This is a genomic window from Streptomyces sp. NPDC020958 (genome assembly GCF_055562175.1).
Map to the genome: position 1 here is coordinate 1 of NZ_JBVHFU010000011.1, position 20,217 is coordinate 20,217.

A 20,217-nucleotide genomic window follows, 5' to 3' on the forward strand; every position below is an offset into this window, starting at 1 on the left:
ACAGCGTGGTGTCGCTGGCCAGAACGCGGACGATGCGGCGAATCAGCGAAGCCGCTGCCCGCAGGCGCTTGTTGTAGCCGGGCTGCTGGGGCAGGGTTGAGGTTCCCCCGCTGCGCGGGAGTGGCTGACTAGCAGGTCAGGGCGGGTTGACGTGGTTTCAGGTTCACTGGTTCGGCCGCTGCCTGGTCGGCGTAGTGCTTCTCTTCGAACTCGATGGGGCTGAGGTAGCCGAGGCGCTTTTGGATGCGGCGGGGGTTGTAGAAGCCGTCGATGTACTCGAAGAGCGCGAGATTCGCCTCGGCTCTGGTGGCGAAGGTCCGTCCGCGGATGCACTCGGTCTTGATCAGCATCCACAGGTTCTCCGCCAGGGCATTGTCGAAGGAGTCGCCGACCGAGCCCATGGAGGCTTGAACACCTGCTCTGACCAGGCGTGTTGTGAGCTTGATGGACGTGTATTGCGTGCCGTGGTCGGCATGGTGGACGAGTTCGCCGGGGGTGACCTCGCGGCTGGCCAGCGCGTACTCGAGGGAGGTGAGGACGAGGTCGGCGTCCGCGTGGGCGGAGGTCTCCCAGGCCACGACTCTGCGGGAGAAGGCGTCGCGGATCGCCGACAGCCACAGTGGCCCCTCCAGGGTGGGGATCATGGTCAGGTCGGTGACCCACAGCCGGTTCGGCGCGTGTGCCGTGAAGTCGCGTTGCACCAGGTCAGGAGCATGGTCGGCGTCTGGGTCGCGGCGGGTGAAGCTCTTGCTCCTGCGGGGGCTGATCCCGGCCAGGCCGGCCTGGCGCATGAGCCGCTCGACCCGCTTGCGGCCGACATGGACGCCCTCGCGCTTGAGGACGGCATGGATCCTGGGCGATCCGTAGATCCCGCCGGAGTCCTGATGGATCTGCCGGATCTGCCCGGTCAGCTCGGTGTCCTTGAGGATCCGTTCGCAGGGATCCTTCTCGGCCTGGCGCCAGCGGTAGTAGGTGGAAGAGGGGATGTGCAGTTCCCGCAGTACGGGCTCGACCCCCAGGTGCGGGTGCTCGTCGAGGAGCGCTCTCACCTGGGCCGGGTCGGGTCGAGCTGCGCGGCGAAAAAAGCCGAGGCCGTCCGCAGGACCTCGTTCGCCCGGCGCAGGTCCCGCACCTCGCGCCGCAACTGGGCGAGCTCGTTCTTCTCTTCGGTGGTGAGCAGGTCATCCCGCTCGCCGGCGTCGGCCTCTGCCTGCCGGATCCAGTTCCGCAGGGCTTCGTGATGCACGCCGAGTTCCTCGGCCATACGGCGGATCACGGGCTTCGGCTCGGCCGTCCGGTACATCCGCACCGCACGCTCACGCAACTCCAGCGGGTACTTCCTCGGGGCAGGCATCGTCTGGGCTCCTCTCATGAGACCCATCTGACCTGCTGCCACCTTTCCCCGCATCTCGGGGGAACCTCAGGTAGGGGAAGAGATGGCGCAGGTGGGCATGGGCGTGGCGCAGCCAGCGGGCCTCGCCGGTGAAACCGAGCAGGGCCTGCATCACCGCCAGGGTGACCAGTTCGGCGTCGCTGAGTTTGGGTGCTATGCCCACCGCCGGCCGCCACGGCCCCAGCTGCGGAGCCGCTTTCAGCAGGTCGTCGGTTCTCACGTAGAGTGCGGTCGCGAGGGTGTCCAGGTTGTTCGTCACACAACGATCTTGGACACCCTCATTTACGTCTCTACAGGCACCCCTTGGAATAGATCATCTAGGGGTCCGTCCTCGCGTACTTCCTCCACGTGGGCACAGCCGTACACGTCGTTCCGAATATTCCCGCGGTGTGCCACCGAACCTCTCGGGCCGCGGGCGCTGCCGGTGTCACCCACTACGCCAACCGAACGTCTTCAGCTGTTCCCAGATCCACGGGTAGAAGCGGTCGTACGTGGAACAGTCCCAGACGTGTCCGCGATGTCCTTCGTGGTGCCCACCGACGGTTCCCGTCTCGGCCACCGCAGCCGCTCGGGCGGGGACGCGTGCGTCGGCCGGAAGAGCGGCCGCGTTCGCGGAACCCCCGGCGACGAGGAGAGTGCCTCCGGCGAACGCCAGAGCGGCGGCGGTGGTCGCCAGACGCCGTACGAGCTTGTTCTTGGTGCGCAAAGAAATCATTCCCTGGTTTCCGGAGAGTAGAAACGGCCAACGCAGCCAGTTTCGATCGGGAAGGTGCGTAGTGCATCGCATGATCTGGTGATTGACTGCTGCCCAGATGGGGCCGTGCTGCAGGTATGTACGGTGGGTTTGAGTCGAGACTTGGTAGTCGCAACAATCGCTAGATTGTGCGATGTTCTCCGTTCCTTTCCGGTCCACTCTGTCCAGAGAGCTGATACCGCACGAGCTTTCCAGATGGGCATACGCCGTATCCGCCCCCTGCCTCACACGCGGCGAGGACTGGTTGGCGGCCGTTCGGATCTGCCGGGAGTCGGCCGAACGCGGAATCGCCACGTCCAGCTCCGATGCGCCGCGCACTTTCGGCGGCAGGCGGGTGGAGATCGAGCGGCACGGGGAGGCCGAGGTGCGTCTCGGAGGCCGCCGAGCCGATAGGACTTCCGTGCACCGAATGTGCCGTATGTCGCATCACACGAACATTGTGACCCTACTGGGACAGGAGTGGTTTCGCACGTGAATCGAATTGTATCGGTCGCATTTATGGGAGTTCTTGCAGTCGCGTTCGGATTCTTCGCGGCGACCGTGTCTCCCTGGTGGGGGCCAGCCGCCGTACTGTGCGCGGCGTTGGCGGGCGTGGGTGTCTACGATCTCCTCCAAAAGCGCCACTCGGTGCTGCGCAACTACCCTGTGCTGGGACACGTGCGCTTCATGCTGGAGTCGATCCGGCCGGAGTTGCAGCAGTATTTCATCGAGCGCAATTACGACGGCCGCCCCTACGACAGGGATGTGCGCAGTCTCGTCTATCAGCGCGCCAAGGGCTTGGAAGCGGAGCAAGCGTTCGGGACCGAACGGAACGTCTATGCCGAAGGGTATGAGTACTTCGAGTCGTCGATGAGGCCACGCCCGGTTCCGGCGGAGCAGCCGAGGGTCCGCATCGGTGGTCCGGACTGCACCAAGCCTTACGACATGTCCCTGTTCAATGTCTCGGCGATGAGTTTCGGCTCGCTTTCCGCCAACGCCGTCCTCGCCCTGAACCAGGGCGCCGCCCTCGGGGGCTTCGCACACGACACGGGTGAGGGCGGCCTGTCGGAATACCATCTGCGGCACGGTGGCGACCTGGTGTGGGAGATCGGTACCGGATACTTCGGCTGCCGCACCGAGGACGGCCGTTTCGACCGGGCGCGGTTCGCGCAAAAGACTGCTCACGACAGCGTGAAGTGCGTGTCGCTGAAGCTGTCCCAGGGAGCCAAACCCGGCATCGGAGGAGTGCTGCCCGGGGAGAAGGTCACCGCCGAGATAGCCCGGGTACGCGAAGTCCCCGAGGGGCGGACCGTCGTCTCGCCCCCGTACCACGAGGTTTTCAGTACCCCACGGGAACTGATCCGGTTCATCGCCGAGATGCGCGAGCTGTCCGGGGGCAAGCCGGTCGGCTTCAAGCTCTGTGTGGGCTCTCGGCGTGAGTTCCTGGCGGTGTGCAAGGCCATGATCGAGGAGAGCACCGCACCCGATTTCATCATCGTCGACGGAGCGGAGGGCGGCACCGGAGCCGCCCCGCTGGAGTTCGCCGACCATCTGGGCAGTCCCCTCACCGAGGGCCTCATCACGGTCCACAACGCTCTGGTCGGCGCCGGCCTGCGGGACCTGATCAGGATCGGCGCCAGCGGCAAGGTGGCCACCGGAGCCGACATGACGGCGAGCATTATCGTCGGGCCGCTCGACCAAGACCCCGATCCACGAAGACTTCGCCGTCGGCGCGCCCCAGCCGACGAAAGACCTGTCGACAAAGCGCCGTCCTACGGGTTGGAGCCCGGTTCCTGAGGGGGAATCCGATCCGCGCGATCAGTGAGCTCCTTCGAGTTGGCCACCGATCAGGTGACGTCCACGAAGCGCAACGAGCGAGGCCCCCGGGCTGTTGATCGAGATGTCTGACGTCTCAACAACCCTGCTCGGGGGCCTCGTTGGTCATCCATCCTGCCGCACTCGACCTGCCGCATGCGCTCGTGGAGTGGGTGACCATGCTGGTCGTCACCCGTGAGGGCGACCGGCGCTGCAAGCTCCGCCCGTCCCAGCGCGCGATGGTGGCACCGGTGTACCTGCGCGAACACACCACCCTGGCGAAGATCGCTGCCGGATTCGGTATCAGCGAGTCCACCGCCCACGCCTACACCAGCCAGGTCATCGACCTGCTTGCCGAACGTGCGCCGGGCCTGCTGAAAGTCCTACGCCAGGCCGACCCGGACTTCGTCCTTCTGGACGGCACGCTCGCCGAGTGCGACCGGGTCGGCGACGGACGGGCCGACTACTCCCACAAGCACCGCAGGCATGGGGTGAACGTGCAGGTGATCACCGATCCGGGCGGCCGGCTGCTGTGAGCTGTCACCCGCGTTGCCGGGCCGGGCTCATGACCTGACCGCGGCCCGCAACCACCGGATCAACCGCATCTGCGAGCGGCCAGGGCGTCCCCATCCTGGCCGATCTCGCTTACCAGGGCGGTGGCCCCTGGGTGACCACCGGTATCAAGCGCAGACCCCTGCAGGAACTCACCCTCACCGAGCAGACCGTCAGCCGGGCCCTGGCGACGGCACGGGCACCTGTCGAACGCGGCGTCGCTCGCCTGAAGACCTGGCGAATCTTCCGTAGATCCCGCTGCAGCCCCAACCGCATGTCGTCAATCGCCAAGGCCATCCTCACCCTGGAGCGGCAACGCTGAAGAAGCTCAGTGTGGGTTGCGGCCCCTGCGGTGACACCGTGAATCGCGCGAGTGCGCGACCCGGGCCCAGGAGCCACTGGGCGCTGCTGATGCCGACGTCCGCACCGGGCGTACGTCAGAATTCAGCGAGAACGGCCAACCTTTCAGTGGCCACTCCGAGAACGCTCACTGGATGCGGTGCGGCCACACGTGGGTGGGACAGTCCGTCCAAGACCGTCCCACCCACGCCAGACCCTCGCCACGCTCCCCAGCGCTGACTGACTCACCGGTACTACCCCATGCCCGGCTTGGCGCTTCCATGCTGGGCCGTGGCGGACGACGTTCAGCAGGAGTCCTCCGCGAGCTCACATTCCCATCTGTCGATGGAGTCATAGTGCAGGCACCGTTCTTGCTGGTCCCTGGCGTTGTCGACGATAGGCATTTTCGGCTCATCAGCCTCATGTCAGTGATACTCCTGGCCGACTGCCAGCCACGCTGAAAGCCAGGGCTCCAGTCCGTCTGTGAATGTTTGGCCTGGCTCATGCTTCGGAGAGTCGAGATCGGTGGAGGCGCACTCCGGGGTGCGCGTGTGACAAGACGAGTAAGGTTGGGAATCGGCTGGCGTAGAGCTCAGGACACTGTCAATACCGCTCATCGTGCAAAACACCCCCGGCTTCTTCTCGGCACGCGGTAGTTTGTGGCGGTGCCGGTCGCTCGGACTGTGATGCTGGTGCGGGGAGTTCGCGTCGACGGACACCCCGGGTCAGTTGACGTGTCCGAACTCTGTGAGCTGGTCCCAGACCCAGGGGTAGAAGCGGTCGAAACGGTCGTAGGCGTAGCGGCCGCAGTGCCCGTCCGAGGGCTTCCCGTGGTGGCGGTGCCCCTCACTCCTGACTCCGCCGTACCCGCCGTGGTTCCAGCCGGTGGCTCCCGTCCCCGCAACCACACCTGATGGGGCGCGGGTGGGCGTGTCCGCCGGGAAAGCGGCCGCACTCGCCGAACCGTTGGAAGCGAAGAGAGCACCTGCGGCGACGGCAAGAGATGTGGTCGCGATCCCGATGCGATGTGCGAGCCTTTTCATGATCATTTCTCCTTGCTTCATCGATCGCCGACAGGAATCAATATGGATCGGAAAAGGGCGGGGAGCATCGCACGATCGAGTGATTGGTCGGCGTGCGACTCACCGCCCTTCTTCGAGGCGTCCCTTTCGTGCTTGACCGCTCGCCCGCGCGGATGTCGGGTGTGTCCGGCAGTACTTGGTAGGAACCGAACCGTCCGCGCGAATGAACGGCCGCAGATGAGCGATCAGACGAAAGTGACGGGCTCTGGAAGTGATCGCACTTGTCCTCGGTGTCAGCCTTGTTCTCGTACTGCAGCATGCCTGTACGCCCTGATGGACAGCGCTCCCAAGGCCAGGCCGGCCTTCCTGAGGGGACGCCTCGGGCGTACACGGAATTGCGGTCCTCAATCCGAATGTCGCTGGTGTCAGGGAGCCCGGGGCGACTTCGGACCGCACACGCCTTAGCTGTGCTTCCGCCTCACCTCAGCGGTGCCCCGGGCGGTGTTCGGCGCGGGCCACCAGGCTGCGTTCGAGATCGGGGTCGCCGGTGAGCCGGTGAGTCGAGGAACCACGTCGGTGACCACGGAAACCTCGCCCCTCTCGATCGCCTGATACCACGAGATCCAGGTCTCGATCTGTTCCCCGCTCATACCCAGTCGCCATCGCCGTGCGAAGGCTTCCTCGAGGGTCTCGGGTTCGTAGCGGTAGGGCCGACCGGTGGCTGCGGCGATCCGGGTGACAGCTTCGTCGAGTGTCAGGGCCTCGGGCCCGGTGATCTCCAGGGTCGCGCCGTCGTGCTCGGAGCGGGGACCGTCCTCGATGGCGACGGCCGTGATCACGTCGGCGATGTCCTCGTGGGTGACGAAGGCGGCCCGGCCTGTCGGCGCAGGGCCGCTTACGACAAGTTCCTCGTCGGCGAGAGCGGCAGGTGTCGCCGCGTAGAAGCCCGCCCGAAGCACTGTATGGCGGATCCCGGTCCCTGCCAGGAACTGTTCGGTCAGCCACTGGTCACGGGCGTTGAGGTAGGTGGCGGTGGGCGCCGCGCTGACGAGGGACACATACAGGACCCGGCTCACGCCGACCGCGATCGCGGCCTCGACCGCGGTGGCGTGTTCTTCCAGCCGGCGACCCGTACGGTGTCCGGAGACCAGGATGAGGGTCGACGCGCCCTGGAGCGCCCTGCGCATGTCTGCGGCGTCGGCGTAGGCGGCCGGACCGCGTCGCTGGGCGCCTGGCAGTTCGGGCATGCGGTCGGGACTACGTCCGACGAGGAGTTGCGGGACGCCGTGGTCGGCGAGTCGGGCCGCGATCCGGCTGCCGAGCGCACCGGTCACCCCGGTGACCGCCACCGTGGCGTGATTCTTGTCAGACATGTGTTTTCCCTTCAGCCCGGGCCGCTGCCGAACCCGGCGTTCTTGTTTTCCGCTTACGTCCAGCAAAGAGAGCGATGGATTCGGCCGCATCCTCCAGTCGTGCGATGGCGCCGGGGGCCACCGCCGCGCGGCGCGGCGGCATCCCGGGAAACCAAGATCGTCGCGATGTGCGTCGAGCAGGGCACATCGACCTCGTCGGCCCCGGCCGGCGCCATCCGTGTGGTCTCAGGATCCGTGTCTCGCGTGTCCGAGGCCGAGGCGTTGAGCGCCCGCGCGGACTGACGTGCCGTTGCGCGGGTCGTGCAGGGTGAAGTCGGCGCGGACGGCCACGCCGGACTGCAGCAGCTTCCGGTGGACCAGGGGGTCTCGGCCGGGGTGTGAGACGACGACGCTGATGTATCCCTCGGGCAGTCCGGTCACGGCGTACTCGCCGCGCGCGTTCGTCGTGGTCCGCACCAACTGCCGGCCGCCGGTGTCCATGACGGTCACCGCGGCATGGCGGACGGGCTGCTGTTCGCCGTCGTGGACGGCGCCCTCCAGCATCGGCAACGGCTCGCCGAAATGGTGCGGGTGGACCGGTAGCGCGGTCGGTGCGGGCGCCTCCAGGGAGGGGTCCTCCACCGGCGGTTCGGGAATGTCCTGCGTCTCGTCCTGCGCTCCCCGCCGTACGGCCATGCGGTGGTGGTGCCAGGCGTCCAGGCCCAGCAGCGCCCAACCCGCGGTGATCCACCCGCACAGCACGAGGACCTGCTTCAGCACCCCGGCGCCGTCGAAGTACAGCACTCCTCTCAGGGCGTCGACGGCGTTGCCCAGCGGCATGACGGCGTGCAGGGCCTGGAAGAACCCCGGCAGCAGCTGGACGGGGACCAGGCCGCTGGAGGGAACGCTCAGCACGACGTACAGGCCCAGACCCGCCAGGGGGAAGAAGTGCTTGACGAAGGGCGCCATGCCGAGGGAAAACGTGGCCACGGCCGTGGTGAGCAGAAAGGCGATCGCCAGGGCCGCCGGGTCGTTGGGGAAGAAGCCCAGTCCCACGCCGACGAGGAAACCCACGGCGCTGAAGAGGCCGGCGGCGCCCGCGACCGTGATGAGCTTGGTTCGCCGGTTGAAGGTCACCGCCCGCAGGAGGGTCGTGGCGAGTATGTAGCCGGGGACGTTCCAGGCGATCCCGAAGTACACCAGGGTCGTGCCGGACCCGTCCCTGCTGACCGTGGGGGCTACGTCCGTGACGGTGAGCTTCTGGTGGTTGTGCGCCGCGAGCTGGGTGAAGCCCTTGGTCAGCGCCTGCTCGAGGGACGTGCCGTTGGCCTTGGCCACGTAGAGCACGGTGGCATGTCTGTCCGTGACGGCGAAGCCTGCCGCGGCGTCCCGGTCCAGCACCGCCCGGCGGGCTGCCCGTGCGTCCGGGACGGCGGCGACGTCGAACCCCCCGGGATGCTGCCGCTGCAGTGCGGTGCCGACCCTGTGTGCCACCGCGGGATCGGCGATCACGAGCTTGGCGTGGTGGGGCTGCGGCTGGTGGAAGGCCATGGGGAAGCTGAACAGCAGGCCGAGGAAGAGCACTGCCGGGATCGTGAGGGTCTCGACGAGGACTCTGGCCACGGATATGCCTCGGGGACGCGCGACCCGGTGTTTCACAGGGCCACCCCCAGGGGGCCACGGCGGGCCATGCCGCACAGACCGCGGCACACCCGGCCGACCGGAGCCCCGGTCACCGCTTGGCCGCCTCTCCGGTACCGGTGATCCCCTACTGCTCGCGATCCGACCGGTTTCACGGCGCCTCCCTCGGCTGTGCCGCGCCTGACCGTCGCCATGGCGCCACCTCGATTAACGTACCGATCGGCACATTTACGTCTGCTGGACCTTACGCGTACCGGTCGGTACAGTCAAAGCGTGCCTCGCCCCGTCAACGCCGAGAAGCGCGCCGAGCTGCTCAGGCAGGTGGTGAACCACCTCCAGCACCACGGTGTCGCGCAGATGTCGCTGAGTCCGCTCGCCGAGTCGATCGGCACCACCAAGCGCATGCTTCTGTACTACTTCGGCAGCCGCGAGAACCTGCTGGCCCAGGCGCTGGCCGCCTGCCGTCCCGACGCGCACGCGATGTTCGACGACGTCCGCGACAGCGCGGGGCTGCGCAAGGCGGCTCATACCCTGTGGGAGGCGATGACCGTCGGGGAGCAGTCCGGGCCGGTCCGCATGCTGCTGCAGCTGCTCAGCCTGGCCGCCACCGATCCCGAGCAGTACGGCGACATCGCGGCCGAGACCGTCGAGGTCATGATCGGCCCCATCGCCGCGGCCTACGTCCGGCTGGGTCACCCGCCACAGCAGGCGCGTACAGCGGCCACGCTCCTCGTCTCCGGCCTGCGCGGTCTGTGCCAGGACCGCTTGGTGACCCATGACGTCGCGCGTACCGACGCGGCCGCCCGCCGCCTCATCAGGGACGCGGTCACGAGGGCCGACTGAGCCTGCGGCCCCCGCCGCCAGGTCAGCCAGGGCGCTGGTCTGCGGGGCGTACGTACGACATTGTCCGGTGGTCGGGAGCCGCTTCGAGGCGACGACTCCTGCCATCGGCGCGTGACATGGGGTGACCTTCCTCGCCGAGCCGCTCTACGGCCTGCTCGGCGTCCTCACCCCGGAACCCCGGACCTGCCGGCGCTGCGCCTGGCCGAGACCGCGGTGGGCGCGCTCGGCGCCGTACTCGCCGTGCTGTTCGTGCTGCCGGTCACCACCCACCTCACCACCGACGCCTGGATCAGGCGCGCCCTGGGCTGCGTGCACGACTGCACGGCCGAGGCCGCGGCCCGGCTCGCCGGCGCCACCGCCGCCGACCCGGCGCCCCGGGTGGCCGAACTGGAACAGCTGCTCGGCCGGGTACGGCTCTCGGTCGCCCCGCTCGTCCACCCGCTCAACCCGGATGTCCGGCCGCAAGCGCCGCGCCCGCCGGGTCCTCGCCCTGCTGGACGACTGCGCGCGGGAGGTCCGCGGCCTGGCGCCGTCGCTGGTGACCCGGAGGCCTCCCACGACGCCCGGCTGGCCGCGGCCTGCTGGCGGGTCGAGGCCGCCGTGGAAGCCCTCACCAGGGGTTCGGAGCACATCACCGCACCCGCCGAGCCGCCCACGGAACCCGCCCTCGCCCACCGGCACGGTCTGGAACGGGCGCTGGCCGACCTTGCCGAGCCCCTGCGGACGCCCCCGGGCTCCCCCCTGGTCGGCGCCTGAGACGCGCCCCGCCCCTTGGTCTAGACCGCGAACTGCTACCGTCGGCCCCGGACCGGCCCGTACCGACTCGTACCGTCCCGGTACCGAGAGCGGATCGAGAACGCATCGAAAACGTACCGAGAACGCATCGAGAGGGGACAGCGGTGGCAGACGGCGGCAGGCGGCGCAGGGCGTTCATCGGGTCGTTCACGGCGGCGGGCGGACCCGGGGTCGTCACGGCCGCCGTCCACCCGCACAGCGGCGCCCTGGCCCTCCTGGAGAGCGTCGACGGCGTGCCCGACCCGTCGTACCTCGCCCTCGCCCCGGGCGGGCGCACCCTGTACGCGGTCAGCGAGACCGCGGACGGCGCGGTGGCCGCGTACCACGTCCACGACGACAAGCCGCGCCTCGCCGGGCCTCCGGTGCCGGTCGACGCCAGCGGCCCCACCCACCTCAGCGTCTTCGGCGGCCACGTGCTGACCGCCAACTACGGCTCGGGCAGCGTCAGCGCCGTCCCGGTGCGCCCGGACGGCACGCCGGCCGGCGCCGCCTCCGGGGTGCTCCAGCACACCGGCTCCGGCCCGCACGAGCGGCGTCAGCGGGCCCCGCACGCCCATCAGGTGCAACCCGACCCCAGCGGCCGCTGGGCGGTCAGCGTCGACCTGGGCACCGACTCGGTCCGCGTCTGCACCGTGGTGGGCGGCGTCCCCGTACTGCACCGCGAGTTCGCGCTGCGCCCCGGCTCGGGCCCCCGCCACCTGGCCTTCCATCCCGACGGCCGGTACGCCTACGTCGTCAACGAACTCACCCCGACCGTCACCGTCTGCCGGTGGGACGCCGCCACCGGGTCACTGCGGCCGCTCAGCGAGACGCCGGTCCTGCCCGGTGCCCCCGCCGGAGACGCCTACCCGTCCGGCATCGTGGTCGCGCCCGACGGCCGCTTCCTGTGGACGGCGACCCGCGGCGAGGACGTCCTGACGACGTTCGCGATCGAGGGGGACCACGTGCGCCTGACGGCGGCGGTCCCCTGCGGGGGCCACTGGCCCCGGGCGCTCGCCGAGTCCGACGGCCACCTGTACGCGGCGAACGAACGCTCGGGGAACATCACCTGGTTCACCGTCGACGAGGGGACGGGCGTGCCGCGCTACGACGGCCAGGTGGAGATTCCGGCACCGTCCTGCGTCGTCTTCGACTGAGGTCGCCTGCGGCGCCCCGTGAGGGGGGCGGGGAACTGCGCGACCGGCCCCCACCGGGCCCGCGGCCAGGGACCGGCCGCACCCCCTGAAAAACAGCCGACGGCGCCCTCTCCGAGAAAGGGAGCCGTCGGCGTGTGTCGGCATCAGCGAACCGGTGCCCCCTGCGGCTGCTGCGGAGCGATCCCCAGCGCCGTCGTGTACTTGGCCAGCGCCAGCTTGCCGATCGCCGGATACGCCCCCAGCGGCTCGGCGGTGGCGCAACCGGCCTCCTCCGCGGCGGCGGCCAGCAGCGCCGCGTCGATCTCGGGGCCGATCAGGTACGGCGCGAGCGCCAGCTGCTGCGAACCGGAACCCCGCAGCTGCTCGGCGACCGAGGCGATGGAGCCCTCCTGGTCCAGCGCGGCGGCCATCACCGGCACGGCGAGGCGCGCGGCGAGCAGCATGCCGGTGATCCCGGCGGCCTGCACCGCCTCGTCGCCGCCCACCGACGCCAGGATGATGCCGTCCGCGGCCGTCGCCACGGTGAACAGCCGAGCCCGGTCGGCACGGGCCAGACCGGCCTCGGACAGGCGCACGTGCAGGGCCTCGGCGAGCAGCGGGTGCGGACCGAGCACGTCGGTGAGGTCCGCGGCGACCCGGCTCTCCATCACGGCCTGGCGGACCTGGCGCAGCAGCGAACCGTCCGGACCGGCCAGCAGCGGCACGACGACGGCGACCGGGCCGTCCGGCGCCTTTATGCCCTCGACGCCGGCCGCGACGGCCTGCTCGTAACGTGCGGTGCGCTCCTCGGCGGCACGGGCGAGCACCGACTGGAGGGTGGGGAACTCCGCGTCGTCCCCGTCCAGGTACCCGATCCGGGCGTCCAGGCCGGGCAGCTCGGAGCGGGCGATGCTCACGACCTCCTCGGCGAGGCCGCGCGTGGCCGCGCTGGGCGTACCGGGCACCGCGAGGACGAGCGCGGGCGCGTCCTGGGGAGCGACCAGCGGCTCGGGACGGCGGTGCCGTCCGGGCTGGCGGGGGCGCGGCATTCGTACTGGCAGGCCGGCGGGCCCAGTGGGGGAGCTCATGGCGCCGCATGTTACTGGCAACCGGGGCTCCCCTGTTCGGGGAGGGTGCAGGTGAGCGGTATCCGTCCGGTTTTGTCTGATGAGTTACGCATGATTCGGCCGTGATCCCGCCATCTGCCGGACACTTCAGGTCGCGGTCGGATCAATCCGCTTTTGTGTCGACCACCGAGAACAGCCGATCATCACCCGGTAGGGTGAGCCGCCCGGTGACCAGGTCACTCGCGACGCGCACCGCTCCGTGCAGCGGATCGCCCTCCGCGGGAACCCGCCGGGCGTGCGGCAGCAGTTCGGCCAACTCCGCGGCGAGCGGTACGAGCAGGGGGTCCCCGAGTCGCAACAGGCCACCGGTGACGGCGACCAGGGGCGCGCCGGCCGTGGGGCACACGGCGGCGGCCGACTCGGCCAGGTGCCGGGCCGCCGCCCGCAGGATCCCGGCCGCGACCGGGTCGTCCGCCGCGCAGTGCGCGACCTGCGGCGCGAAGGAGGCCAGCACGGCGGGCCGGTCGGTGCGCGGGTAGAGCAGACCGGGCAGGCCGGGCAGCGGCCCGAACCGCTCCTCGGCGCGGGCCCGCAGCGCGGCCGAGCCGCCGTGGCGCCCGTCGAAGGCGCGCAGCGCCGCTTCCAGTCCGGCCCGGCCGATCCAGGCTCCGCCGCCGCAGTCGCCGAGCAGGTGACCCCAGCCGTCCGCCCGTCGCCAGCCGTCCAGATCGGTACCGATCGCGATCAGACCGGTGCCCGCGGCGACCACCGCGCCCGGGCGCGGACCGAGGGCGCCGACGTACGCCGTCACCGCGTCGGCGGCCAGCGCGACCGTCCGCACGCCGAGCTCCCGGGCCAGTGCGCCGGGCAGTTCGGCCCGCAGGGCGTCCCCGAGGGTGGCCAGCCCGGCGGCGCCCACCACGACCGCGGTCACCCGGTCCAGGCCGTACTCGTCGGCCGCCGCCCGTGCCATGGGCAGGAGTTGTTCCAGCAGATGCTCCGGGTCGATGCCCCGGCCCCCCGTCCGCGCCGGAACCCGCGACTCCCGTGGCGCCGACGGCTCCCGTCCCGGGGCACCGACGACGGCCCGCAGCCCGGAGCCACCGGAGTCGACCGCGAGGAATCCGGAGAGCCCTCCCTCGGGCCGGGCGCCGCTCACGCCGGACACCGGGCCACCCGTCGGCCGGTGTCCGGCACCCGGAGGATCACTGGCGGCACGGGGCTCTCCCCTCCGTCTCCGTTACCGGCGGCGCGAGTTGCCGGACCGGGGCGACGAGCTCGACGGGGAGGAAGGGTAACCCTGCGGGCGGCGTCCGGGGGCGGAGGCGCTCCGTATGTGCGTGCCACCGGCGTGTGCCAGTAGGGTGACGCGCTGTGGCACCACGACCGTTGCACGAACTTGTAGAGGCCGGCTGGGCGAAGGCCCTGGACCCGGTGGCCGGACGGATCGCCGCGATGGGGGAATTCCTGCGGGCGGAGATAGCGGCCGGCCGGACGTACCTCCCGTCCGGTGCGAACGTCCTGCGGGCGTTCCAGCAGCCCTTCGACGACGTGCGCGTCCTGATCGTCGGCCAGGATCCCTATCCCACGCCGGGGATGGCCATCGGGCTGAGTTTCGCCGTGGCGCCGGAAGTGCGCTCGCTGCCGGGGAGCCTGGAGAACATCTTCCGGGAGATGAACACCGACCTGGGGCTGCCCAGGCCGTCCAACGGTGATCTGACGCCGTGGACCCGGCAGGGGGTGCTGTTGCTCAACAGAGCGCTGACGACCGCCCCCCGCAGTCCTGGTGCGCACCGGGGCAAGGGCTGGGAGGAGGTCACCGAGCAGGCGATCCGGGCGCTGGCGGGGCGCGGCAAGCCGCTGGTGTCCATCCTGTGGGGGCGTGACGCGCGCAATCTGCGGCCGCTGCTCGGGGACCTCCCGGCGATCGAGTCCGCCCATCCTTCCCCGATGTCGGCGGACCGGGGCTTCTTCGGCTCGCGTCCGTTCAGCCGGGCCAACGACCTGCTGGCCCGGCAGGGGGCACAGCCGGTGGAGTGGCGCCTGCCATGAGCCGCGGGCCGCGTGTCGCGAGCCTTGGGCAGTGGGCTGTCAGACGACCGTCAGCTCCGGGTGGTGCTTGCGCACCACAGCGGGGTGGGCGCGCACCCAGCCCTTGAGCTCGTTCCAGCCGAACTCCGCGAACAGCGGGTTGTCCGGGTCCTCCGTCACGCCCCGCGCGTCCGCCGCGCCGGGGAAGGGGAGCGGAGCGATCCGGGCGTCCAGCCGGGGGTTGTAGAAGAACGGCGCGGAGAAGCGCTCGCGTGCCCCCGGAGGCGAGACGACACGGTGGTTCGTCGCCTTCAGGTAGCCGTTCGTCGCGACCTCCAGCAACTCGCCCAGGTTCACCACGAACGCCCCCGGCAGGTGCGGCACGTCGATGAAGCCCCGTCCGTCCGGTGTCTCCACCTGGAGGCCGGGCACCTCGTCGGTCAGGAGCAGGGTCAGGAAGCCGTAGTCCTTGTGGACGCCCACACCCTGGTCGTCCCCCTCGGGGGCCCGCCCCGGGTAGCGGATCAGCTTGAGGTGGTTGCGCGGGTGGCCGGAGAAGGCGTCGTCGTAGAAGTCCTCGGGGCCGCCGACGGCGGCGAGCAGTTCGTGCAGCAGCCGGTGGGCGACCGCGCCGAGCCGGTCCATCCACTCCAGGGCGACCTCCCGCAGCACCGGCAGGGCCGCGGGCCACTGGTTCGGCCCCTCCAGCCACCAGTAGGGCGGCTCGCCCGGGGCCGGCACGCGGGTGGGCAGTTCGTTGCTGATGTCCAGCTGGTCGCGCCAGTCGCGGCGCCCCTGCGTGTGCTCGTTGCCGATCCTCGTGTAGCCGCGGAAATGGGGCGAGTTGAGGTTGTCGATTGCGTGCCGGTCGGCCTCGGGCAGGGCGAAGAAGTCGCGAGCGGTACCGAGCAGCCGGGCCTGTTCGGCGACGGTGACGCCGTGTCCGACCAGCTGGAAGAAGCCGACGTCGCGAGCGGCCCGGTGGAGCGCGTCACGGTCGGGGGCGGAGAGGTCGATGACCGGGAGGGTGTCGGGCTGGGACATGGTGGGCGTTCCTTGCGAGTGGTGCGGGTACGGAGTCCGCCTGTGTGGTCGGTGGTCGGTCGGACCTCGGGGGGCGCTCAGCGGTCGGCCGTCGAAGGGCCGAGGCGGGCGGCCAGTTCCGCGATCTCGGCGGGGCCGACCCGGCAGCAGCCGCCGACGAGCGACGCTCCGGCGCGCAGCCAGGCCGGTGCCAGGTCCGCGATCTCGTCCTGGGCGCCCAGCCAGCTCCGGGTCGCGGCGTCCCAGACGCCGCCACCGTTCGGGTAGACGACGCCGGGTACTCCGGTGACCAGGGCCAGTGCGGCGGTCGCGTCGGCGGCGGGGGCGCAGTTCACCCCCGTGGCGACGACGGCGTCGCTGCTCCGGGCCAGGGCGAAGGCCTCGGTCAGCGGCTGACCCGCGCTGGTGGTCGTCCCGCGGATGCTGTACGACAGCCACGCCGGGATGCCCAGGCCGTCCAGGGCGGTCAGCACGGCCTCGGCCTCCCGCAGGTCCGGGATGGTCTCGACGGCGAAGACGTCGGGGGCGGCCTCGGCCAGCGCCTCCAGCCTGGGTCGGTGGAAACGGGTCAGCTCGGCCACGCTGAGGCCGTAGTCGCCCCGGTACTCCGAGCCGTCGGCCAGCATCGCGCCGTACGGCCCCACGGACGCGGCCACCCAGCGCTTCTGCGGTGTCTCGCCCAGGGCGGCCTCGGTGGCCTCGGCGGCCTCGCGGGCCAGGGACACGCTGCGTTTCAGCAGTGCCGTGGTCTCGGCGCGGGAGATGCCCAGCCGGGCGAATCCGTCGTAGGTGGCCTGGTAGCCGGCCGTGATGGCGACGTGTGCGCCCGCCGCGAAGTAGACGCGGTGGACGGCCGCGATCGCGTCGGGGTCGTCGCGGAGCAGGCGGGCGGACCAGAGGGTGCCGCTCAGGTCGTGGCCCTGGGCCTCCAGTTCGTTGGACATGCCGCCGTCCAGGACGAGGGGTCCGGCGGCCAGGGCGTCGCGGAAGGTCGTCACAGCACTCTCGTCACGAAGTCGCGGGTTCGGGGGTGTTCGGGGGCGGTCAGGACGCGGGTGGGCGCTCCGGACTCCAGGATCCGGCCGTCGTCGAAGAAGACGACCTCGTCGGCGACCTCGCGGGCGAAGCCCAGTTCGTGGGTGACGACGAGCATCGTCATGCCGTCGGCGGCGAGGCCGCGCATGACGTCCAGGACCTCGCCGACCAGTTCCGGGTCGAGGGCGGAGGTCGGCTCGTCGAACAGCATCAGCTTCGGCCGCATGGCCAGGGCACGGGCGATGGCGACCCGTTGCTGCTGGCCGCCGGAGAGCTGGGCGGGGTAGGCGTCCCGCCGGTCGGCGAGACCGACCCGGTCCAGGAGCGCCAGCGCCTCGCCGGTGGCCTCGGCGCGGGGACGGCCCGCGCCCACCGGCCCCTCCACGACGTTGGCGAGGGCCGTCAGGTGCGGGAAGAGGTGGAAGCGCTGGAAGACCATGCCGATGTCACGGCGCTGCCGGGCCAGGTCGCGGCGGCGCAGCTCGCGCAGCCCGTCCCGGTACGGCTCGTACCCGATCGGTTCGCCGTCCACCAGGATCCGGCCGCCGTCGGGCCGTTCCAGACGGTTCACGCACCGCAGGAAGGTGGACTTCCCCGACCCGGAGGGCCCGATCACGCAGGTGACCGTCCCGCGCGGTACGGAGAGGTCGACCCCGCGCAGCACCTCCCGCCCCGCGAAGGACTTGCGGACCCCGGTGGCCTCGATCATCATCGGCTGCCGCCCTTCGCGAAGTGCCGTTCCAGGTAGTGCTGGCCGATGTTGAGCAGGGTCGTGACGGCCAGGTACCAGATGCTGGCGACGATCAGCAGCGGGATCGTCTGGTAGGTGCGGGCGTACACGATCTGCACGGAGTACAGCAGTTCCGCGTAGGCCAGCACGCTCACCAGGGAGGTCGTCTTGAGCATGGAGATGGTCTCGTTGCCGACCGGCGGGATGATCACCCGCATCGCCTGGGGCAGGACGATCCGGCGCAGCGTCCTGGCCCGGGACAGGCCCAGCGCGTCCGCCGCCTCCAGCTGCCCGGGGTCGACCGAGACGATCCCGGCGCGGATGATCTCGGCGAGATAGGCGGCCTCGTTCAGGCCGAGACCCAGCAGGGCCGCGGCGAAGGTCGTGACGACGGAGTTCGCGGGGACGCCGCCGATCGCCGGCAGGAGCGGCAGGTGCAGCGACAGCGTCGGGTACAGCGCGGATATGAAGCCCCAGAACAGCAGCTGGACCAGGAGCGGGGTGCCCCGGAAGAGCCAGATGTACGCCCAGCTCACGGTCCGCGCGACGGGGTTGTCCGACAGTCGCATGAGCGCCAGCGCGATGCCGAGCACGAGCCCGATCGCCATGGCCGCGGCCGTGAGCTCCAAGGTGGTCAGCAGGCCCGTCATCACGGTCCGGCTGAACAGCCAGGCGCCGACCGTGCGCCAGCCGAAGCGCGGGTTGGTGATCAGCGACTGGACCAGGCTCGCGGCCAGGAGCACGACCACGAGGGTCAACGCCCACTGGCCCGGCCTGCGACGGCGGTAGAGCGGCAACTCCTCGGTCATGAGGCAGCGTTGATCTTGAACGAGTCCAGCGCACCGGACGCGAGGCCCCACTTGGCGAGGACCTGCTGGTAGCCGCCGCTCGCCTTGAGGTCCTCCAGGGCCGATTTGAGCAGCCCGGTCAGCTCACTGTTCTTCGGCACGGCGATGCCGAAGGGCGCGTTGCCGTACGAGTCCCCGGTGACCTCCAGCTTGCCGCCGGACTGCTTGGCCGCGTACGCGGCGACCGGGGAGTCGGCCAGGGCGGCGTCGGCGCGGCCGCTGGTGACCGCGAGGTTCACACCGGTGCCGTCCGGGAAGGTGCTGACCTTGATCGGCGTCTTGCAGGTCCTGGCGCGGGCCGGCAGGTCCACGAGCGCCTGCGTCGACCCCTTCGCCACGGCGACGGCACGGCCGCACAGCGAGTCGCCCCCGGGCTTGAGCGCCTTGGGGTTTCCGGCGGGGACCAGCAGGGACGTGCCCGCGTCGAAGTAGGTGACGAAGTCGACGACCTTCTCCCGCTCGGCGGTGTCCGTGAAGGAGGAGACGCCGAGCTGGTACTTGCCCGACTGCAGCCCCGGCAGGATCGAGTCGAAGGGCACGTTCACGATGGTGACCTTGACGCCGAGGACGGTGCCGAGGGCCTTGTCGAGGTCGGCCTCGGCGCCGACGACCGTCTTGTTGTCGGAGGCGAAGAAGTCCATCGGCGGGTAGCTGACGTCACTGGCGACCGTGATCCCGCTCTTCCGCAGCGCGGCCGGGACCTTGGCGGCGAGCGCGGCGTTCCTCGCGATCGGCGCGGCGGACGCGGAGGACGTGCCGGACGCCGTGCCGGAGGAGGCGCCGGCCGGCTCCGAGGGGTCGGCGCAGCCCGCCAGGAGCAGCGTCGCGGAGCCGAGGAGTACTAGCGGGCGCAGAGCGGACAAGGCGAACTCCTGATGAGCCTGAAATGCGAGGGATGACGGGAGACTATCCGCGGATGCGAAATAGACAAGTCCAGTTGCTCATCATGCACGCACCTTGCAATGAACCTGCAATGTCCGCGCAATGATCGCCCGCGGCACCGCCACGGGGATCGCCTGCGGCACCGCCACGGCCCGGCGCTATGCTCGGCCCGCGATGACCACCGACAGCAGCCTGAAACGCGGCCTGGCCGTACTACGCCTGTTCGCCCAGCACCCGTCCCAGGACCCGCGCGGTCACACCGCCGCCGAGGTCGCAGCGCTGCTGGGCCGCGAACGCAGCCAGGTCTCCCGGATCCTGCGGAGCCTGGAGACGGCCCGGTTCCTGCGCCGTGATCCCGCGTCGCTGCGCTACTCCGTCGCCTGGGAGCTGTACGCGCGCGCCCAGCAGATCACCGAGGCACGCCTGCGCCGGGACGGCCGCACCGCGCTGGAGGGCGTCGCCGCCGACACGGGGGAGTGCGCGTACCTGGGGGTCCTGCGGGGCGCCAGTTCGGTGACGATCCTCGAATCGATGCCACCGGCACTGTCCTCGTTCGTCTCGTGGGTGGGCCGCGCCTATCCCGCCTACTGCAGCGACGCCGGACAGGCGCTGCTGTTCGACGCGGGCCCCGCGGAGGTCGCCGCCGTCCTCGCCCGCACCGCCTTCGTCCGGCACGGCCCCAACACCCCGGCCGACCTGGACGACTTCCTGGCCCGGCTGGCCGCGGCCCGCGAGCGGGGCTACTCGATCGTCGACCAGGAGGCCGAGCCCGGCCTGTACTCGCTCGCCGCTCCGGTCAGGGACTTCCGCGGGGAGATCGTCGCCGCCGTGCAGGTCGTCGGCCCGCGCCGTCGTCTCGAGCCGGCGACGGCGGCCTGCGCGGCGTCGGTGGTCCGCTGGAGCGCCTGGCTGACCGCCGCCCTGCGCTCGACGGACGAGGCCTGATCGTCCGGGCCCGGCTCAGCTGAGACCGGCCCCGG

Annotated in this window: 17 protein-coding genes and 5 pseudogenes; 7 read left to right on the forward strand and 15 right to left on the reverse strand. The window is 70.7% G+C overall.

The genetic code is table 11. From position 1 onward, the window contains the following. The 5 genes and pseudogenes from ACZ3KP_RS27405 to ACZ3KP_RS27425 form a co-directional block, all read right to left on the reverse strand. A pseudogene (locus ACZ3KP_RS27405) lies at window positions 1-94 on the reverse strand (IS982 family transposase); the annotation flags it as partial. Between the two features lie 34 nt (window positions 95-128). Beyond that, window positions 129-1,049 (reverse strand): IS3 family transposase, encoded by a 921-nt coding sequence (locus tag ACZ3KP_RS27410; RefSeq protein ID WP_467502435.1) that lies wholly within the window; start codon window positions 1,047-1,049, stop codon window positions 129-131. Continuing rightward, window positions 1,046-1,324 carry a transposase gene (locus ACZ3KP_RS27415; protein ID WP_159014958.1) on the reverse strand — a complete coding sequence of 93 codons (279 nt, stop codon included), beginning with the start codon at window positions 1,322-1,324 and terminating at the stop codon, window positions 1,046-1,048. Before ACZ3KP_RS27415 ends, ACZ3KP_RS27410 begins: the two co-directional genes overlap by 4 nt. A gap of 97 nt (window positions 1,325-1,421) precedes the next feature. Continuing rightward, window positions 1,422-1,652: pseudogene (locus ACZ3KP_RS27420) on the reverse strand (IS982 family transposase); the annotation flags it as partial. Window positions 1,653-1,820: 168 nt separating this feature from the next. Then, window positions 1,821-2,099 carry a hypothetical protein gene (locus ACZ3KP_RS27425; RefSeq protein WP_467502437.1) on the reverse strand — a complete coding sequence of 93 codons (279 nt, stop codon included), beginning with the start codon at window positions 2,097-2,099 and terminating at the stop codon, window positions 1,821-1,823. 546 nt (window positions 2,100-2,645) lie between these two features. Here ACZ3KP_RS27425 and ACZ3KP_RS27430 point away from each other — a divergent pair. Together ACZ3KP_RS27430 and ACZ3KP_RS27435 are read left to right on the forward strand one after the other, a co-directional pair. Further along, window positions 2,646-3,815: pseudogene (locus ACZ3KP_RS27430) on the forward strand (FMN-binding glutamate synthase family protein); the annotation flags it as partial. Between the two features lie 248 nt (window positions 3,816-4,063). Continuing rightward, window positions 4,064-4,815, forward strand: a pseudogene (locus ACZ3KP_RS27435) (transposase). Window positions 4,816-5,557: 742 nt separating this feature from the next. On the opposite strand, the gene ACZ3KP_RS27440 reads toward ACZ3KP_RS27435, so the two are convergent. From ACZ3KP_RS27440 to ACZ3KP_RS27450, 3 genes are all read right to left on the reverse strand, one after another. Further along, entirely contained in the window at window positions 5,558-5,875 is a 318-nt protein-coding gene (locus tag ACZ3KP_RS27440; RefSeq protein ID WP_467502439.1) for a hypothetical protein, read from the reverse strand. A 440-nt stretch (window positions 5,876-6,315) separates the two neighbouring features. Then, window positions 6,316-7,227 (reverse strand): NAD(P)H-binding protein, encoded by a 912-nt coding sequence (locus tag ACZ3KP_RS27445; protein ID WP_467502440.1) that lies wholly within the window; start codon window positions 7,225-7,227, stop codon window positions 6,316-6,318. 225 nt (window positions 7,228-7,452) lie between these two features. Continuing rightward, entirely contained in the window at window positions 7,453-8,829 is a 1,377-nt protein-coding gene (locus ACZ3KP_RS27450) for a carboxypeptidase regulatory-like domain-containing protein (RefSeq protein WP_467502442.1), read from the reverse strand. A 291-nt stretch (window positions 8,830-9,120) separates the two neighbouring features. On the opposite strand from ACZ3KP_RS27450, the gene ACZ3KP_RS27455 reads away from it, so the two are divergent. The 3 genes and pseudogenes from ACZ3KP_RS27455 (at window position 9,121) to ACZ3KP_RS27465 (ending at window position 11,621) form a co-directional block, all read left to right on the forward strand. Next, complete coding sequence (locus ACZ3KP_RS27455; RefSeq protein ID WP_467502444.1) at window positions 9,121-9,690, forward strand: TetR/AcrR family transcriptional regulator; 570 nt, start codon at window positions 9,121-9,123, stop codon at window positions 9,688-9,690. Between the two features lie 121 nt (window positions 9,691-9,811). Further along, window positions 9,812-10,446, forward strand: a pseudogene (locus ACZ3KP_RS27460) (FUSC family protein); the annotation flags it as partial. Window positions 10,447-10,589: 143 nt separating this feature from the next. Then, window positions 10,590-11,621: a lactonase family protein gene (locus ACZ3KP_RS27465; RefSeq protein WP_467502446.1), complete on the forward strand. Its 1,032-nt coding sequence runs from the start codon at window positions 10,590-10,592 to the stop codon at window positions 11,619-11,621. A gap of 143 nt (window positions 11,622-11,764) precedes the next feature. Here ACZ3KP_RS27465 and ACZ3KP_RS27470 read toward each other — a convergent pair whose 3' ends face one another. Further along, complete coding sequence (locus tag ACZ3KP_RS27470) at window positions 11,765-12,688, reverse strand: sirohydrochlorin chelatase (protein ID WP_358973386.1); 924 nt, start codon at window positions 12,686-12,688, stop codon at window positions 11,765-11,767. A gap of 142 nt (window positions 12,689-12,830) precedes the next feature. Beyond that, window positions 12,831-13,835 carry an N-acetylglucosamine kinase gene (locus ACZ3KP_RS27475; protein WP_467502448.1) on the reverse strand — a complete coding sequence of 335 codons (1,005 nt, stop codon included), beginning with the start codon at window positions 13,833-13,835 and terminating at the stop codon, window positions 12,831-12,833. Window positions 13,836-14,041: 206 nt separating this feature from the next. On the opposite strand from ACZ3KP_RS27475, the gene ACZ3KP_RS27480 reads away from it, so the two are divergent. Beyond that, window positions 14,042-14,719, forward strand: coding sequence for a uracil-DNA glycosylase (locus tag ACZ3KP_RS27480; protein ID WP_358973389.1), 678 nt, complete (start codon window positions 14,042-14,044; stop codon window positions 14,717-14,719). Between the two features lie 39 nt (window positions 14,720-14,758). On the opposite strand, the gene ACZ3KP_RS27485 is transcribed toward ACZ3KP_RS27480, so the two are convergent. From ACZ3KP_RS27485 to ACZ3KP_RS27505, 5 genes are all read right to left on the reverse strand, one after another. After that, window positions 14,759-15,742 (reverse strand): isopenicillin N synthase family dioxygenase, encoded by a 984-nt coding sequence (locus ACZ3KP_RS27485; protein WP_467502450.1) that lies wholly within the window; start codon window positions 15,740-15,742, stop codon window positions 14,759-14,761. 77 nt (window positions 15,743-15,819) lie between these two features. After that, a complete protein-coding gene (mmuM, locus tag ACZ3KP_RS27490; protein WP_467502452.1) occupies window positions 15,820-16,740 on the reverse strand; it encodes a homocysteine S-methyltransferase in 921 nt (306 codons plus the stop codon). Beyond that, entirely contained in the window at window positions 16,737-17,486 is a 750-nt protein-coding gene (locus ACZ3KP_RS27495) for an amino acid ABC transporter ATP-binding protein (RefSeq protein WP_132887690.1), read from the reverse strand. Before ACZ3KP_RS27495 ends, mmuM begins: the two co-directional genes overlap by 4 nt. Further along, a complete protein-coding gene (locus tag ACZ3KP_RS27500; RefSeq protein WP_467502454.1) occupies window positions 17,486-18,316 on the reverse strand; it encodes an amino acid ABC transporter permease in 831 nt (276 codons plus the stop codon). The genes ACZ3KP_RS27495 and ACZ3KP_RS27500 overlap by 1 nt, the downstream gene beginning before the upstream one ends. Next, window positions 18,313-19,218, reverse strand: coding sequence for an ABC transporter substrate-binding protein (locus ACZ3KP_RS27505; RefSeq protein WP_467502456.1), 906 nt, complete (start codon window positions 19,216-19,218; stop codon window positions 18,313-18,315). The genes ACZ3KP_RS27500 and ACZ3KP_RS27505 overlap by 4 nt, the downstream gene beginning before the upstream one ends. A 121-nt stretch (window positions 19,219-19,339) precedes the next feature. Here ACZ3KP_RS27505 and ACZ3KP_RS27510 point away from each other — a divergent pair, with 121 nt between their 5' ends. Next, window positions 19,340-20,182, forward strand: coding sequence for an IclR family transcriptional regulator (locus ACZ3KP_RS27510; protein ID WP_467502458.1), 843 nt, complete (start codon window positions 19,340-19,342; stop codon window positions 20,180-20,182). Window positions 20,183-20,217: the final 35 nt, after the last annotated feature.

What these genes read in the sequence shown, in the direction of transcription:
- ACZ3KP_RS27440 (WP_467502439.1), bottom strand. Translation starts at nt 5,875, where the DNA reads ATGAAAAGGCTCGCACATCGCATCGGGATCGCGACCACATCTCTTGCC.
- ACZ3KP_RS27445 (WP_467502440.1), bottom strand. Translation starts at nt 7,227, where the DNA reads ATGTCTGACAAGAATCACGCCACGGTGGCGGTCACCGGGGTGACCGGT.
- ACZ3KP_RS27470 (WP_358973386.1), bottom strand. Translation starts at nt 12,688, where the DNA reads ATGAGCTCCCCCACTGGGCCCGCCGGCCTGCCAGTACGAATGCCGCGC.
- ACZ3KP_RS27485 (WP_467502450.1), bottom strand. Translation starts at nt 15,742, where the DNA reads ATGTCCCAGCCCGACACCCTCCCGGTCATCGACCTCTCCGCCCCCGAC.
- ACZ3KP_RS27495 (WP_132887690.1), bottom strand. Translation starts at nt 17,486, where the DNA reads ATGATCGAGGCCACCGGGGTCCGCAAGTCCTTCGCGGGGCGGGAGGTG.
- ACZ3KP_RS27500 (WP_467502454.1), bottom strand. Translation starts at nt 18,316, where the DNA reads ATGACCGAGGAGTTGCCGCTCTACCGCCGTCGCAGGCCGGGCCAGTGG.
- ACZ3KP_RS27510 (WP_467502458.1), top strand. Translation starts at nt 19,340, where the DNA reads ATGATCGCCCGCGGCACCGCCACGGGGATCGCCTGCGGCACCGCCACG.